10 protein-coding genes and 1 riboswitch are annotated in these 14,458 nt (G+C 49.7%); of the genes, 4 read left to right on the top strand and 6 right to left on the bottom strand.

Annotation, left to right across the window (positions count from 1 at the left end):
* Positions 1-198: 198 nt before the first annotated feature.
* The 3 genes from MJZ25_11510 to MJZ25_11500 form a co-directional block, all read right to left on the bottom strand.
* Entirely contained in the window at positions 199-1,287 is a 1,089-nt protein-coding gene (locus MJZ25_11510) for a glycoside hydrolase family 16 protein (GenBank protein ID MCQ2124803.1), read from the bottom strand.
* A gap of 377 nt (positions 1,288-1,664) precedes the next feature.
* Positions 1,665-2,867, bottom strand: coding sequence for a type II secretion system F family protein (locus tag MJZ25_11505; protein MCQ2124802.1), 1,203 nt, complete (start codon positions 2,865-2,867; stop codon positions 1,665-1,667).
* 3 nt (positions 2,868-2,870) lie between these two features.
* Positions 2,871-3,938: a type IV pilus twitching motility protein PilT gene (locus tag MJZ25_11500; protein ID MCQ2124801.1), complete on the bottom strand. Its 1,068-nt coding sequence runs from the start codon at positions 3,936-3,938 to the stop codon at positions 2,871-2,873.
* Between the two features lie 53 nt (positions 3,939-3,991).
* Between MJZ25_11500 and MJZ25_11495 the strand changes: the two genes are divergently transcribed.
* Positions 3,992-4,507, top strand: coding sequence for a TlpA family protein disulfide reductase (locus MJZ25_11495; protein MCQ2124800.1), 516 nt, complete (start codon positions 3,992-3,994; stop codon positions 4,505-4,507).
* 54 nt (positions 4,508-4,561) lie between these two features.
* On the opposite strand, the gene genX is transcribed toward MJZ25_11495, so the two are convergent.
* The gene (genX, locus tag MJZ25_11490) at positions 4,562-5,533 is read right to left on the bottom strand and encodes an EF-P lysine aminoacylase GenX (protein MCQ2124799.1); all 972 of its coding nucleotides are present in this window, start codon (positions 5,531-5,533) and stop codon (positions 4,562-4,564) included.
* A gap of 50 nt (positions 5,534-5,583) precedes the next feature.
* A complete protein-coding gene (locus MJZ25_11485) occupies positions 5,584-7,008 on the bottom strand; it encodes a hypothetical protein (GenBank protein MCQ2124798.1) in 1,425 nt (474 codons plus the stop codon).
* An 85-nt stretch (positions 7,009-7,093) separates the two neighbouring features.
* On the opposite strand from MJZ25_11485, the gene MJZ25_11480 reads away from it, so the two are divergent.
* Complete coding sequence (locus MJZ25_11480) at positions 7,094-8,320, top strand: cysteine desulfurase (GenBank protein ID MCQ2124797.1); 1,227 nt, start codon at positions 7,094-7,096, stop codon at positions 8,318-8,320.
* A 173-nt stretch (positions 8,321-8,493) separates the two neighbouring features.
* Here MJZ25_11480 and MJZ25_11475 read toward each other — a convergent pair whose 3' ends face one another.
* Complete coding sequence (locus MJZ25_11475) at positions 8,494-10,611, bottom strand: glutamine synthetase III (GenBank protein ID MCQ2124796.1); 2,118 nt, start codon at positions 10,609-10,611, stop codon at positions 8,494-8,496.
* Positions 10,612-10,888: 277 nt separating this feature from the next.
* Here MJZ25_11475 and MJZ25_11470 point away from each other — a divergent pair, with 277 nt between their 5' ends.
* Positions 10,889-12,055, top strand: coding sequence for a sigma-54 dependent transcriptional regulator (locus MJZ25_11470; protein ID MCQ2124795.1), 1,167 nt, complete (start codon positions 10,889-10,891; stop codon positions 12,053-12,055).
* Between the two features lie 90 nt (positions 12,056-12,145).
* Positions 12,146-12,351: riboswitch (cobalamin riboswitch) on the top strand.
* A gap of 103 nt (positions 12,352-12,454) precedes the next feature.
* Positions 12,455-14,455: a TonB-dependent receptor gene (locus tag MJZ25_11465; protein MCQ2124794.1), complete on the top strand. Its 2,001-nt coding sequence runs from the start codon at positions 12,455-12,457 to the stop codon at positions 14,453-14,455.
* The last annotated feature ends 3 nt before the right edge of the window (positions 14,456-14,458 follow it).

Here is a 14,458-nt window from a genome sequence, read left to right as displayed (position 1 = left end):
TTGGATTCAAAGAACTTGATAAAGGATTCGCGCACTTGCGCAGAAGTCATAGTAGGCATATTGTGTCCCTTTATAATTTTACAGCGGAAAAGATAGAATTTTTAAAGTCATATTCGCAGCCCCCGATGCAGGGTTAACATGCAAAAAGGCCCCGATTTAACACCGGGACCTTCGATAGTTAGGAGAGACTCTTGTAAACTATTCGCGAGACATCAACAACTTGCAATAGCCATCTTCCACGACCACATTGCTGGGAGAAAGCATGACATGTTCCATTTCCCAGTTACCCGTAGCCCAATGATCGGAAAGGTCTGTTCCGTCAAAGTCATCCTGCCAATCAAGGGCAAAGGTCTTTGTTGCTTCATCATACTTGTACACGCGAACGTAATCAATCCACTGGGCCTTGGGACCATCAGCCAATTCAGCGCCTGTGAACTTGCCAACCCAGGCAGTGCTCTTTGCAGCCCAGAGGTTGAAACGGAGGGACTGTTCTTCAGTCATGAATTCCACCTGGCCCTTCTTTTCACCAACGTAGTCACGACGAACTTCAACACTGTCGATTTCCCAGGAGATATATTCCGGAGTCCAGATCATCGCATACAGATGGAAATCTGCCGTTGCATCAAAGCCATACTGGTGCTTGGCTTCGGAAGTCGTATTACTGGTCTTCTTACCGGTTTCTTCGTCAGAATGACGGGTAATCAGGTTCGACTGCCACACGCCCGGATTCTTACCAAGAATTTCGATATCAATTTCATTCCAAACATAATCACCTTTCTTCCAGGAATCATCATAGTAGAGGAACATGGAGCTAACAGAGCCCGGAATAGAAACCATCTTCATGCGGGCTTCGAAACGACCATAGTGGAACTGGTCTAAGCCGGTAAGCTCTGCACCGTAGTAGGTGAAATCAGCAAAGTTGTCTACAGGAACGGAAACGTTTTCCGGGAAAGTGACAAGACCTTCATCAGAACGAACCCAATGTGAGGCAAAGCCATCTGCACCGATGGTAGGTACAGCCGGAGCTCCTTCAGACGGAACCGGGGGAACAATGTCAGATGCGCTAGAGCCTGGAATCAAGGAAGTGCTAGAGCCCGGAAGCATGGATGCGCTAGAGCCAAGAACCTCAGAGGAGGAGCTAAAAGGATCCACAGGAAGAATAGCTGAAGAACTAGACAAATCAGAAATCTGTCCATTATCAGGATTGTTGCCATTGTCGTCACCGCAAGCAGTGAAGAAGCCTGCGCAAAGGCCGAAAGCCAAGGGGAGAAGGAGTTTCTTATTCATAGTCTTACCTCGTTTTTCCATAAATTATTCAAAAAAATAAAGGGACGCAAGCGTCCCAATATCTAGGTTATGCAAACTGTATCAAGTGTAGCGATTTTTCATTTGTTTTTAATCACAACCACCGAACCAATCTAACAAGTTCCTGGTAAAACAAGCGTACTTAAACGTACGTGAGCGGAGCCGTGACGAACTATTGCGATGCTTTGCAAAAACGAGTGAGACAAGGAATGGTTTGGCGTAGCGTACTTAAACGTACGTGAGCTAAACCATGACGAAGTATCGCGATGCTTTGCAAAAACGAGTGAGACAAGGAATGGTTTGGCGTAGCGTACTTAAACGTACGTGAGCCAAACCATGACGAAGTATCGCGAAGTTTTTTAGCCCTTAACAGCGTCGCCCATGGAGAACATCGGCATATACATTGCGATGAGCAAGCCACCCACAGCACCACCGAGGAACACGATGATCAAGGGTTCCATCATGCCCACGACGCCATCCACAGCAGCATCCACTTCTTCATCATAGAAGTCAGCCAGCTTCAAAAGCATGCCGCCAAGGTTACCGGTCTTTTCACCCACGCCAGTCATCTGAATCACCATGGGCGGGAAAATACCGACTTCAGTCATAGGTTCTGCAATGGATTTACCACCGGCGATACCGATGGAAATCTTGTTGATGGCCTTTTCCACAACTTTATTCGAAACAGTAGAAGCCACAACCTTCAAGGAGTCCATCACGGACACACCGGCGTTGAGCAAAGTACCCAACGTACGGGCGAAACTTGCAGTAGCGGATTTAATCTGAAGGTCTCCTAGTTTAGGAACCTTAAGCATCATTCCGTCCCACGCAAATTTTACCGCAGGGACCTTCATAGCCATCTTGTATGCAACCGCAACTATAACCACAGCAATAAACAGGAACAAACCGTTATCGCGGAGGAAGTCAGAAATATTCATCACCACCTGGGTCGGAGCAGGGAGTTCTGCATCCAAGGCAGCAAACTGTTCTGCGAAGGTCGGCACCACGAAGGTCATCAAGGCGATCACCACAACGATACCCACAACAATCAACATGACCGGATAGGTCAAAGCCTTCTTCACCTTACGCTTCAAACGTTCACTGTTTTCCAAGGTGTCTGCCAGACGAGCAAGAATGCCATCCAAGATACCACCAGCTTCACCAGCAGCCACCATGTTGGTGTACAGGGATGAGAACACCTTCGGATGCTGAGACAAGGCGTCAGCCAAGGAAGAACCGCCGTTAATGGACATGGTCACCTTGTGGACCACAGCCTTCAAATCGGGGTTTTCGCACTGTTCCTCCAGAATGTTCAAGCACTGCAACATGGGAAGACCTGCAGAGCTCATGGAAGAGAACATTCGGGTAAAACGGGAAATGTCGGCAGCCTTGATGCCGCCACCAAACGGGAGCTTAATTTCCGTAGGTTTCTTCTTAAGGCTTTCAATAATCAAGCGACGACGCATCAACAGGGCTTCAGCTTCAGCCTTGTCCTTTGCCTCGAGAGTGCCTTCGAACTTATTACCGGCAGTGTTGGTAGCCTTGTACAAAAATTCAGCCATTTATTACACACCTTCCTTCACGAACAGCTGTTCCAGCTGGTCCGGACTGGGAGAACGGGAAAGAGCTTCGAAACGGTCGACCTTGTGGTTCTTGACAAGTTCGCAGAGACACATATTCATGGTGTTCATACCGAACTTCTGACCGATTTCAATCATGGATTCAATCTGGTGAACCTTGTCATCACGGATTAGGGCGCGAATACCCGGGGTCACGTTCATAACTTCGTAAGCCATCACGCGGCCACCACCAATCTTCGGCACCAAGGTCTGGCATATAACGCCCTGGAGCACAAAGGAAAGCTGGGTACGAACGGTCTGCTGCTCACCCTTGGGGAAAGCATCCACCACACGGTTAATGGTCTGAACACAGGAGTTGGTATGCAAGGTTGCAAAAGCCAAGTGACCCGTTTCGGCAATGGTCAAAGCAGCACGGATGGTTTCCAGGTCACGCATTTCGCCGATGAGAACCACGTCCGGGTCCTGACGAAGAGCCATCTTAAGAGCATCGGAGAAGCTATTGGTATCGCTACCCACTTCACGCTGGTTGATCATACAGCCCTGATGCTTGTGCAAAAATTCAATAGGATCTTCAACAGTAAGAATATGGTCGTGACGTTCCTTGTTGATCTTGTCGATCATTGCAGCCAAGGTAGTAGACTTACCGGAACCGGTAGCACCTGTCACAAGAACCAGGCCAGAAGGACGAGTGGTAAACTCAGCCATGATCTTCGGCAAGCCAAGTTCCTTAAAGGTCTTGATGTCCAGCGGAATGATACGAAGGGCCAAGGCAACGCAACCACGCTGCAAATAGGCGTTAGCACGGAAACGGGCCAAATTTGCAATACCGAAAGAGAAGTCACATTCCTTGTTCTGTTCGAAGGACTTCTTCTGCATTTCGTTCATCAAACTGTAAGTCATTCGCATGGTTTCGTCCGGCTTCAGCTTGTTCTCGCCAATGGGAGTCAAGTTACCGTGAAGACGAATAAGAGGAGGTGCGCCTGCAGTGATATGCAAGTCGGAAGCGCCTCTTTTAACCATTTCAGAAAGAAGATCTTGAATATTATATGCCATATCCAAGAATATAACATTAAAACGGGCGAAAATTTCATAAATTCAACTTAGATATGGCCTCTTCACGTATAAAAATTCTGGTACTTGCCGCCCTGATCGGCGTTTTTGGCTATTTGTACCTGAATCGCAAGATTGCCGACAGCCATTTCACGGTCCTGCCCGGCCATATAGAAAACTTCACCGCAATTAATGTGGACGGCGGGAAAACCACCTACCAGGATGAAAAGGGGAAGGCTACCCTCATTACCTTGAGTGCCAGCTGGTGTCCGGCCTGCATGGCAGAAATTCCCATGTTGAAAAAACTACACGACGAATTCAGCGGTCAAGGTTTCAAGGTCCTTATGGTCAGTGAAGACGACAATGTGAAAATCGCAGCCAAGTTCAAAAAGAAGCAAAAACTTCAATGGACCGTGGTTCACTGGAACTACGATTTGATGAATATTCTTGGAAACCCCGGCGTTCTTCCCGTAACCTATTTAGTAAACGATCAAGACAGCATAGTTCAAATCCACTCAGGCATCTTTGAAGAAGATGACATGAGAGGTTCCATCAAGAAATTGCTTAAATAAAAAAGACCGTTGCTCTGTCGCAACGGCCTTTTTTAATTTATTTGTACTAGACCACTAGGCTATGGGGCTAGGGAACAGAATCACGTCTGCAATTTCCGGCTTTTCCAAAGCCAGCATAAAGAGACGGTCCAAGCCAAGAGCAACACCGGAACAAGCGGGCATTCCAGCATCCAAGGCTTCAAGGAAATTTTCATCAACAGGAGGCAGAGGCTTGCCCATCTTGCGACGAATTTCCAGATCCGCCTCGAAACGACGACGCTGTTCCACTGCATCCGTCAATTCGGTATAGCCGTTACACAGTTCAACTTGATCCACAAACAATTCAAAGCGACGAGCCCAAGTGTAGCCCTCATCATCCTTGTATGTTTGTGCGAGAGCCGCCTGAGAAGGCGGGTAATCCATAATGAATTCCGGACCATTGCTTGCCAAGGCCGGCTCAATAATGAAGACCATCAAGTAGTCCCACCAGTCCTCTCGACTCATCATTTCCGGAGATTCCGGGACAGGCACATTGTGAACCTGGCAAGCTACAACAAAGTTGGTAAGGTCATGGCAGAAAGGATTTACCTTGGCGTACTTCTTGAACGCGTCAATCCAACGGGTCCTGCGAGCGTTAATAGGCTTACCAAGAATTTCGCTGACCAAGGCTTCCACCTCATCCATCAGCTGTTCCTGCGGCATGCCAACGCGGTACCATTCCACCATGCTAAATTCATTATTATGATGGCTACCGAATTCGTCCTTACGGAAGGACTTGGCTATCTGAAAAATATCCCCAAAGCCAGCAGACAGAAGTCTCTTCATGTGGAATTCCGGACTGGTCATCATGAATCGCGGAGTTTCTCCAGCAACTTCAAAGTAGTCCAGCTGCGGGTCTGTTCCACCGGCATTGGAAAGGGTCGGCGTTTCCACTTCCAGAACATTTCTGGAAACGAAAAACTGACGAACCTTGTTCATCAAAGCCTGTCTTGCAATCCAAGTTTCGCGACTGCAAGTCGGCGCATAATTTTTCTTGTTCTCTTCCATTTTGTTTTCCCAAAAACAGTCCTAACCTAACCCAAAACAAATTCTACAGACTATTCTTCTGCAGGAGTTTCTGCTGCGGCCTCGGCGGAAGCGCCGGCCACAGCATCAACAACACAGCGAACAGACATGGAGAAGGATTTTTCCACCGGCATGGAGGAAACATCACGATCGGTACTGAACATGGAACGAGCAATGGCGCGGCCATCGGCGGTTTCCCTTTCTGTCCAGAAGTAAGCACCTTCACCGAGAATCACAGGAATTCCATTCTTGTTGACATAGCCGCCAAACAAGACCGTAAAGGCATAGTCATCACTGCCGTTGCTACGAAGTTTTTCTGCAGCTTCGCTTGCACCACCAGCATAGGATTCCAAATCCTTCCATTCTTCGTCGGTGGAAATATGGGAACCTTCGGGGCATGCAACCAGAGCCGCTTCGTGATTGTAAAGACGACCATAAAGTTTGCAGTTTTCGTCTTCACGGTCATAGCACTGAGACTTTTCTTCAATAGCAAAATTCAGGTTCTGGACAAACCACTTGGTGCCATTGATATCCTTGACCTTGTACTTCTGGTTATCGCGGGGATCAACGAAGGATTCAAAGACCGGGCAACGGGTTTCAAATTCTTTTTCTTTCAGGATAGAATCTACTGCAGGCTGCCATGCAGAGCAGAAGCGGAACAGAACGCCACCAGGCAAGGCGGTGCCAGCAGCCTTGTGAGTATCAGCCCAGCGGGTGATGTAATCGTTGTTCACAATCGCAGAGTCTTCGATGGCAAGCGCCTTTGCATAGGAGCCCGCCAGAGTTGCAAACTTTGCCGCAACAGACATGGGAGACTTCCAGAAACCTTCGGCAAGACCTATGCGGAGCTTTTCGTAAAGGGGAGAGGGCTTGGAAACGGAAATTGTTGTTTCCACAAAATGTTCGGGCTTGGAATCGCAAGTCAGTCTATGGGCTTCATCACCCAAGGAATCGGACTGAGACTTGCATTCCTCAATGCAGGCGGCACGATCCTTACCCTTCTTGGGGCAAGCAACCCATGTCGTAGTATCGACTTGTTCTTTAACCGACTTTGCAAAAGCCTTGGTTTTCAAGGCAACCTTCGTCACCTTATCCAAGGCGTCAATGGCATTGACGTTCCCTGCGGAACCTTCCATCAAGAGGTAGGAGAGAACTTCGGTACAGGCGTTCATTGCCTTTGCGTTTCCGCAAACCTTTTCGCCATAGCCGTAGGAGAACTGGTTCGGACACGCGGCGAAACTTTCATCGGGCATGGACTTGAAAATTTTATCGTAGACCTTTACTGCATCGTTAGCGGAAAGCTTGCCGCAGTATATTTCTTCGATTTCGCCCTTCTTGACCATCTTCTGAGCTGTAGCGATGTCACCACCATCGATTGCTTCATGAAGAGCGTCCTGGGCAAACGCAGACATCACCAAAGATCCCACCAGTACGGAAATGTATGCAAAGTTTTTCATTTTTGTTTCCTATCCAATTTTTTCGGCACCAAATATAGAAAAATGAGACGGACGAGACCTGTAAAATTTTCCTACATTTGCACCCATGATTGATGCAGAAAACATTCGTAGCGAATTTCCCATGCTTGTTAACGGAGACAAGGAGGCAAAGCCCCTCGCCTTTTTGGACAGCACGGCCACCACCCAGAAGCCCGCTTGCGTCATTGACGTAATGGATGACTTCTACCGCGAACATTACAGTTCCGTAAAGCGCGGCGTGTACCGTTTGAGCGCCCGAACAACCGAAGCATACGAAGCAACCCGCAAGAACGTGGCCAAGTTCATCAACGCAAAATCCGAAAGCGAAATCGTCTTTACCCGAGGCACCACCGAAAGCATCAATCTGGTAGCCTGGAGTTACGGGCGCAAGTTCTTCAACGAGGGCGACGAAGTCCTGATTAGCGGATTGGAACACCACGCCAACATCGTAAGCTGGCAAATTGTCGCCGAAATGAAGGGCGCAAAAATCAAGGTCATTCCCGTTTTGGACAGCGGCGATTTGGATTTGGAAAAGTTGCCGGAGCTGCTCACTGAAAAAGTAAAGATGTTGGCCGTGACCCACGTAAGCAACGCCGTAGGCACCGTTAACCCCATCGAAGACATTATTAAGACCGTGCGCCGCCTGGCCCCTCAGGCAAAAGTCCTCATTGACTGCGCCCAGAGTTCTTCACACTTGAAGATCGACGTGCAAAAGCTGGACTGCGACTTTATCGCATTCAGCGGCCACAAGATGTATGGCCCCACCGGTATCGGCGTACTTTACGGAAAGTACGATGTTCTGGATTCCATGCCTCCTTGGCACGGCGGTGGCGAAATGATCAAGAACGTCACCTTTGAAAAAACAACTTACGCTGACGTTCCCGAACGTTTCGAGGCCGGCACCCCCGCCATTGCCGAAGTTATTGGACTGGGCAAGGCTGTAGAATGGTTGCAGGAAATTGGCCTGGACAACATCCGCGAACACGAAGAGAAGATTGTCGCGTATGCGTTGGAGCAGCTGGCAACCATCCCGCAGATTAAGGTTCTCGGCAACCCCAAGAATCGCGGAGCACTCATCAGCGTAACGCTTGATGGAATCGCCGTCAGCGACGCCGCCATGATTCTTGACGAAGAAAATGTCGCTGTGCGCAGTGGCCACCACTGCGCTCAACCTGTCATGGACAGGTTCGGCGTGGACGCCACCCTGCGCCTCTCCTTCGGCGTGTACACTCTTGAACGTGATGTCGATCGCTTCATCGCAGGCATCAAGCGCGTCGTAAGGTTGTTCGCATAAAGTTCAACGGCATTAACAAAGAAATCCCCGGCACTCGTTGTAAGTGTCGGGGATTCTTTAATTCTATATCACCCTTTCGGGGTTCGCAACGACATGCGCAACGAGTCACAATGTTCATTAATAAATGAACGAGACATTTGCCGCCCACCTTCGACGGGCGGCCATGATGTTCATTAATAAATGAACATCATCTCTCTATACTTGGGCAGAGGCCACATTTCGTCGGGAACAACCTTTTCGAGGGAGTCTACAATCTTGCGGGTTTCTGCCATGGCAGCGAGAATGTCCTGATGTTCGCCGGCCAATGCAGTTTCCATCTTAGAGACAGCAGCGGTCAAGTCGCGGCAGCCTTCGCCCAGAGACTTCACATAGACATCCACACCAGGGAACCCCTGGTTCAAAGCCATTTCATTTGTCTTGAGGGCGCAGGAGTAAGCCTCCACCACCTTGGGCAAGATAATGTTCTTGGCCATGTCGCGGCAGATTTCACCTTCGATGCGAACGCGCTTGTGGTAGTCTTCCACATTCACTTCGTAACGGGATTCCATTTCCACGCGGTTCATGACGCCGTACTTTTCGAAGAGAGCGATGTTGGCTTCGTTCTTCAAAGCCTTCAGTGCTTCCAGGGAAGTGCGGATGTTGGGAAGGCCGCGGCGTTCTGCTTCGGCGATCCATTCGTCGGTATAGCCGTTGCCATTGAAAATGACCCGCTTGTGATCCTTCACGATCTTCTGGAGAACCTTCTGGAGACCGGAATGGAAATTTTTGTCGTCAAGTTTTTCCAGTTGTTCTGCAATCATGTCGAAAGCTTCGGCCACGATGGTGTTCAGAACCACGTTAGGTTCAGAGCAGGACTGGCTGGAACCCGGTGCGCGGAATTCAAACTTGTTGCCAGTAAAGGCGAAGGTACTGGTGCGGTTACGGTCCGTCGCATCGCGGGGCAGCGGCGGCAAACTATCGGAGCCAAGCTTCATGGCACCGGCCTGCTTGCTGGACTTGGGAGCGCCCTGTTCAAGCTGTTCAATCACATCCATGAGCTGGTCGCCCAGGTACATGGAAACGATTGCCGGAGGAGCTTCGTTTGCGCCCAGACGATGATCGTTGCCTGCGCCAGCAGTAGTCATGCGGAGCAAATCAGCATGAGAATCCACAGCATAAATCACTGCACAGAGAGTAGTGAGGAACACTGCGTTTTCGTGAGGATTGGTACCCGGATTCAGCAAGTTTGCATTGCCGTAGGAAACACTCCAGTTGTTATGCTTACCGGAACCGTTCACGCCGGCGAAAGGCTTTTCGTGGAGAAGGCAAACCAAGCCATTCTTGTCGGCAACATTGCGAAGTACTTCCATGACCTGCATGTTATGGTCGCAAGCCAAGTTCACTTCTTCGAACATGGGTGCGAGTTCAAACTGTGCAGGAGCCACTTCGTTGTGACGAGTCTTGGCGGGAATACCAAGCTTCCACAGTTCCATTTCCACTTCGTTCATGAAGTTCAGAATGCGGGACGGAATGGAACCGAAGTAGTGGTCATCCATCTGCTGATGCTTTGCAGGAGTTGCACCGAAGAGTGTGCGACCAGCTTGGTACAAATCCGGACGCTGCAGGTAGAAACGCTTATCAATAAGGAAGTATTCCTGTTCAGCGCCGAGAGTAACGGTAGTCTTTTTCTTGCCAGCCTTGAAGCAAGCCATCAAGCGTTCGGTAGACTTGGAAAGAGCCTGCAGGGAACGCAACAGCGGAGTCTTCTTGTCTAGAGCTTCGCCGGTGTAGCTTGCAAATGCAGTAGGAATGCAAAGGGTCGCACCATTACCATGACGCTTGATGAAAGCGGGGCTAGTGGGATCCCAGGCAGTATAGCCACGGGCTTCAAAAGTAGAACGGATACCGCCGTTGGGGAAAGAGGATGCGTCCGGTTCACCAACGATCAAATTCTTGCCGCTAAACACCATGATGGCGTTGCAGCCTTCCGGTTCCAAGAAGGAGTCGTGCTTTTCAGCAGTGGATCCAGTGAGGGGCTGGAACCAGTGGGTAAAATGAGTGGCGCCACGGTCCATGGCCCACTTCTTCATGGCGTGTGCCACTTCGCCGGCGATGTTCGGATCCAGGGGAGCGCCCTGTTCGATGGTGGCCAGTAACTTCTTGCAAATATCCTTGGGCAGATAAACCTTCATGGCATTGGCGTTAAACACGTCTTCGCCGTAATAGTCCACGTTAACGGGAGCGGCAGGCATTGCCGGGGCGGTAGGGGCCTTGGCAATCTCAGCGATGGTATCCTTTCTATAAGAACTCATAAAATTTTTCCTTGTGTAAGGCACAAATTAGGAAGAAAAAGAGGCTAAGTCAGTAAAAAAAAAGGCTTTTTTCGCAGCATTTCTTTACAAAAATGTAAAGAACGATGTTTTTATTACAAAAAAGTAAAACATTTTAAAAATTTTTTGTATATTTAGGACACATTTCTCTCCTAGAACAGGCTGCGTCGGGGTGAGTACTCCTAGACATTTAGCCCCGGCGCAGCAATATTTTTAGGGGATCCCGGCTCGGTGGCCGGGATGACACAAGCAAGGAACAATGGATTTTGACGTACTAGAAAGCTCCACGTTTGCACAAATTGCCGAGACATTGCGCTCGGTACGCAAGCGTGAGCACCAACTAGACAAAATCCATTCCATTCTTTCAGAAAAATTTCAAGAAGCAAGCTCCGCACACCAAGAGGAATGCGACAAAATTCGCGACCTGGTGAAAGGCAAGCCCGGCGAACTCATCGGCAACACCAGCGAAATGCGAGCGGTTCGCGACCAGGTGCGACACATCGCCACATCCATCGCCTTGGTTCTTGTACGAGGCAACGCAGGCACTGGCAAGGAGTACGTGGCCCGAAGCATCCATCAGCTTTCCGACCGCAAGGAAAAGCCCTTCGTGATGCTAAACTGCAGCACCTTAAGCGACAGCAATGGCAGTGCAGTAATCAACAGCGCCAACACTTTCGAAAGTGAATTGTTCGGATACGAACGCGGAGCCTTCACAGGCGCCACCAGCCGACGCCTCGGCAAAGCAGAACAAGCCGCCGGAGGAACTTTGTTCCTTGACGAAGTGGCAAACCTTTCGCCCTCGGCACAATTCAAGCTCCTGCAATTTATCCAAGACGGAAAATTCAGCCGTCAAGGCAGTAACATCGTGCAAAATGCAGACGTCCGCCTCATCGCAAGTTCTGCCCGAAACCTAGAACAAATGATGCAGCAGGGTCTTTTCCGCGAAGACCTTTACTACCGTCTAAACATATTTCAAATCCATCTGACAGACTTGTCCCAGCGAAAGACCGATATCTTGTTACTCGCCGACTATTTCATCGCCAAGATGAACCTGAAGTACGGCAAGAAAATCTTGCGCCTCAGTTCCCCCGCCATCGACATGCTTCTGAGCTACCACTGGCCAGGCAACGTCCGTGAATTGGAAAACTGTATTGAGCACGCCTGCCTCGTGACCACAGACGTTGCCATCAACGCCTACGATTTGCCGCCAACATTGCAAACAGATGTCACCTCCGGAACAGCCCTTCTCCCCGAAGGAACCTCCCCCCTGTCCACCCTTATCGACAGTTACGAACGAGAAATTATCAGTGAAGCACTGCGCCGTCACAAAGGCAATATGAGCGCCGCCGGTCGCGATCTTGATTTAAGCCCCAGAGTAATGCACTACAAGGTCAATCGCTTAGGAATCGAAGTGAATAAGAGCTAAAACAGCCGCTCACACTCGTAATAGAAGTTTTATATAACTTTACACCCTTTTATCATTTATCTAAATTTGGACGCAAAAGTTTTTGTGCCCTGAAAAGCTCTTTGTTTTCGTCGCAGGTACCCTGCAAGAAAATAAAGGAGAGAACCCGGTGTGAATCCGGGACGGTCCCGCCGCTGTATGGGAGTACGAAACCGGTAAAATTCAAAACCAGTGTGAGGTAGCCAACCCTCATGCGAAGGAGCCGGAAGTAGGATGATCCCCAAGCCAGAAGAACTGCAAAAACACAGGTCGCGCGAATCACGGTCCACCCGCTTTCCGATACACCGCGAATTGCGCAAAAGTTGAGGAACGATGCGAGAGACATCTAGGTCCATAACCGCCCTGGCGGTGTTTTTGGGTATGGCAACTTTCGGAGTTGCCCCGGCAACCGCAGCCCACGCAAATGATGCTAACGAAGGCATCGTTGTTTCCTCACAAGAATTCGTTCAAGATTTAGGTTCCTCCGAAATCGTAGAGCCTCCTCCCTCCCCTGCCGACGTAGCTCCCAGTTACGAAGAAATCAAGCCCGAAGCCTGGGAAGGCCGCGGTCTTTCCGCAGCAGAAGTTCTTTCCGCATTGCCGGGCATTCAAAGCTACAAGCAAGGCGGCATGGGCAGTTTCCAGACCGTAAGCATTCGCGGCGTGGCCGCCCGCAACATTTTGATTTGCATTGACGGAGTTCCCGTAAACGACGCAGGTGGTGGAGCAGCCGACCTGGGCGCCATTGACTTAAATAACATAGAACGCATTGAAGTCTACAAGGATCGCGTACCCGCCAAGTTCGGAGGCGCAGGTCTTGGCGGAGCCATCAACTTCATCACAAAGAATTCCTTGAACAAGGGCGGGCGCATTCTGGCAACCATCGGTTCCCACAATTCCTTCGAAGGTTCCGCCCAGATTTCTGCAAGTCCTAAGGACAGCGTACAATTCTCTGCAACAATTTCTGCCCGCCATAGCGACAACGACTACGAATTTTTAAATCGCAACGGAACCGCCTATAACAAAGACGACGACTTTATGGACAAGCGAGAAAATGCTGAGTTCACAGAATACTCTGGAAATCTGCAGTACCGCGTTCTTCATAAGGGCGGTTATTTTTCCACCGTTTCCGCAAGCATCACTCACACGGAAGCAGGCAACCCAGGCCATGAAAGTTCTCAGACCAAGGTAGCGGAATTCGTGGGTGACAACGCCCAAGTTTCATACCATTTGGAAACCCCGGTGCTTTTGCAATGCCTGTTGCTAGAAGCAGGCGTGGCAGGCAAATTCGAGAAGAATGTTTCTGGATCCTACTATCCGCTGGATTACATCGGCTATAGCTACCCCGACTTTATTCATTACGGTCTTGCCGGATACCGTTTGGTGCCCGAGCTTATCGGAACCTTGATTCTAGACCGCCTTGAAGCAACAATCCGTGCAGCGGCTAGCGCCGAAACCTGGGGCGCCCGCGGCACCATTCGCGACTTTGGCGTTTCTCGATACACAGCATCTATTGCTGCCAACGGCGAGTTCGCCTTTACGAAATGGCTAAGCCTCTTTGCAGAAGGAAATATCCTTAAGACTAACGATGAAATTGACGGTGGAAAATTCTTAATGCCCACAGGCACAGCAATCATCAGCGACGCCGAAACCCGCGACTTGAGTTACGCCGGAATGGTCCAGGCAAAGCTAGGCAAGAAAGACAGTTGGTTCGGTGGCAACATCAGTATTGGCCGTTTCTACAGACAGCCTCAGCTCATGGAACTTTACGGAGTCTACCAAGGCGTTCTTTCCAACCCCAAGTTGAAAGACGAAACCGCCGTTCGTTTTGAAGTTGGCGGATTTGTGCAAAGCCCTTCCAAAAAAAGCACCTTGCGGGCCACCTACTTTGACACTCGTTTGGAAAATGGAATTTATTGGATTGTCAGCACAAACGCCATGAAGGCTTTCAACGTGGACGCAGCAAACATTCAGGGTGTCGAGCTGGAATTAAACAGCAAACCTGCCGACTTCTTTGAAACTACAATGCGCGGCACCATCCAGGATCCCCGTGACGAAAGCAAGATTCGTTTATACACAGGTAAGCGATTGCCGGGCGAGCCGGTTCACAGCTATTACGTAGAAGGAAAGTTCTACCTCCCCCTCCATTTTGATTTGTCTTTTGACGTTAATTACCGCACCCATATTTACACGGATCGCGGAAACAAGATTCGCCAGCCCGACGTGGCAAGATACAAAGCCGCTCTCGGATACAACCCCTGGGAATCCACCCGTTTGATTTTTAGCCTCACGAACATTTCAGACGAAACCTACACGAACATTTACTCTCCCAACCCCACACCGGGCAGGGAATGGCACTTCACGATTTTACAAAACTTCTAACCA

Source organism: Fibrobacter sp. (assembly GCA_024399065.1).
Taxonomy (GTDB): domain Bacteria; phylum Fibrobacterota; class Fibrobacteria; order Fibrobacterales; family Fibrobacteraceae; genus Fibrobacter.
This window is presented reverse-complemented; position numbering and strand designations above follow the sequence as displayed.

What these genes read in the sequence shown, in the direction of transcription:
- MJZ25_11510 (MCQ2124803.1), bottom strand. Translation starts at nt 1,287, where the DNA reads ATGAATAAGAAACTCCTTCTCCCCTTGGCTTTCGGCCTTTGCGCAGGC.
- MJZ25_11505 (MCQ2124802.1), bottom strand. Translation starts at nt 2,867, where the DNA reads ATGGCTGAATTTTTGTACAAGGCTACCAACACTGCCGGTAATAAGTTC.
- MJZ25_11500 (MCQ2124801.1), bottom strand. Translation starts at nt 3,938, where the DNA reads ATGGCATATAATATTCAAGATCTTCTTTCTGAAATGGTTAAAAGAGGC.
- MJZ25_11495 (MCQ2124800.1), top strand. Translation starts at nt 3,992, where the DNA reads ATGGCCTCTTCACGTATAAAAATTCTGGTACTTGCCGCCCTGATCGGC.
- genX (MCQ2124799.1), bottom strand. Translation starts at nt 5,533, where the DNA reads ATGGAAGAGAACAAGAAAAATTATGCGCCGACTTGCAGTCGCGAAACT.
- MJZ25_11485 (MCQ2124798.1), bottom strand. Translation starts at nt 7,008, where the DNA reads ATGAAAAACTTTGCATACATTTCCGTACTGGTGGGATCTTTGGTGATG.
- MJZ25_11480 (MCQ2124797.1), top strand. Translation starts at nt 7,094, where the DNA reads ATGATTGATGCAGAAAACATTCGTAGCGAATTTCCCATGCTTGTTAAC.
- MJZ25_11475 (MCQ2124796.1), bottom strand. Translation starts at nt 10,611, where the DNA reads ATGAGTTCTTATAGAAAGGATACCATCGCTGAGATTGCCAAGGCCCCT.
- MJZ25_11470 (MCQ2124795.1), top strand. Translation starts at nt 10,889, where the DNA reads ATGGATTTTGACGTACTAGAAAGCTCCACGTTTGCACAAATTGCCGAG.
- MJZ25_11465 (MCQ2124794.1), top strand. Translation starts at nt 12,455, where the DNA reads ATGGCAACTTTCGGAGTTGCCCCGGCAACCGCAGCCCACGCAAATGAT.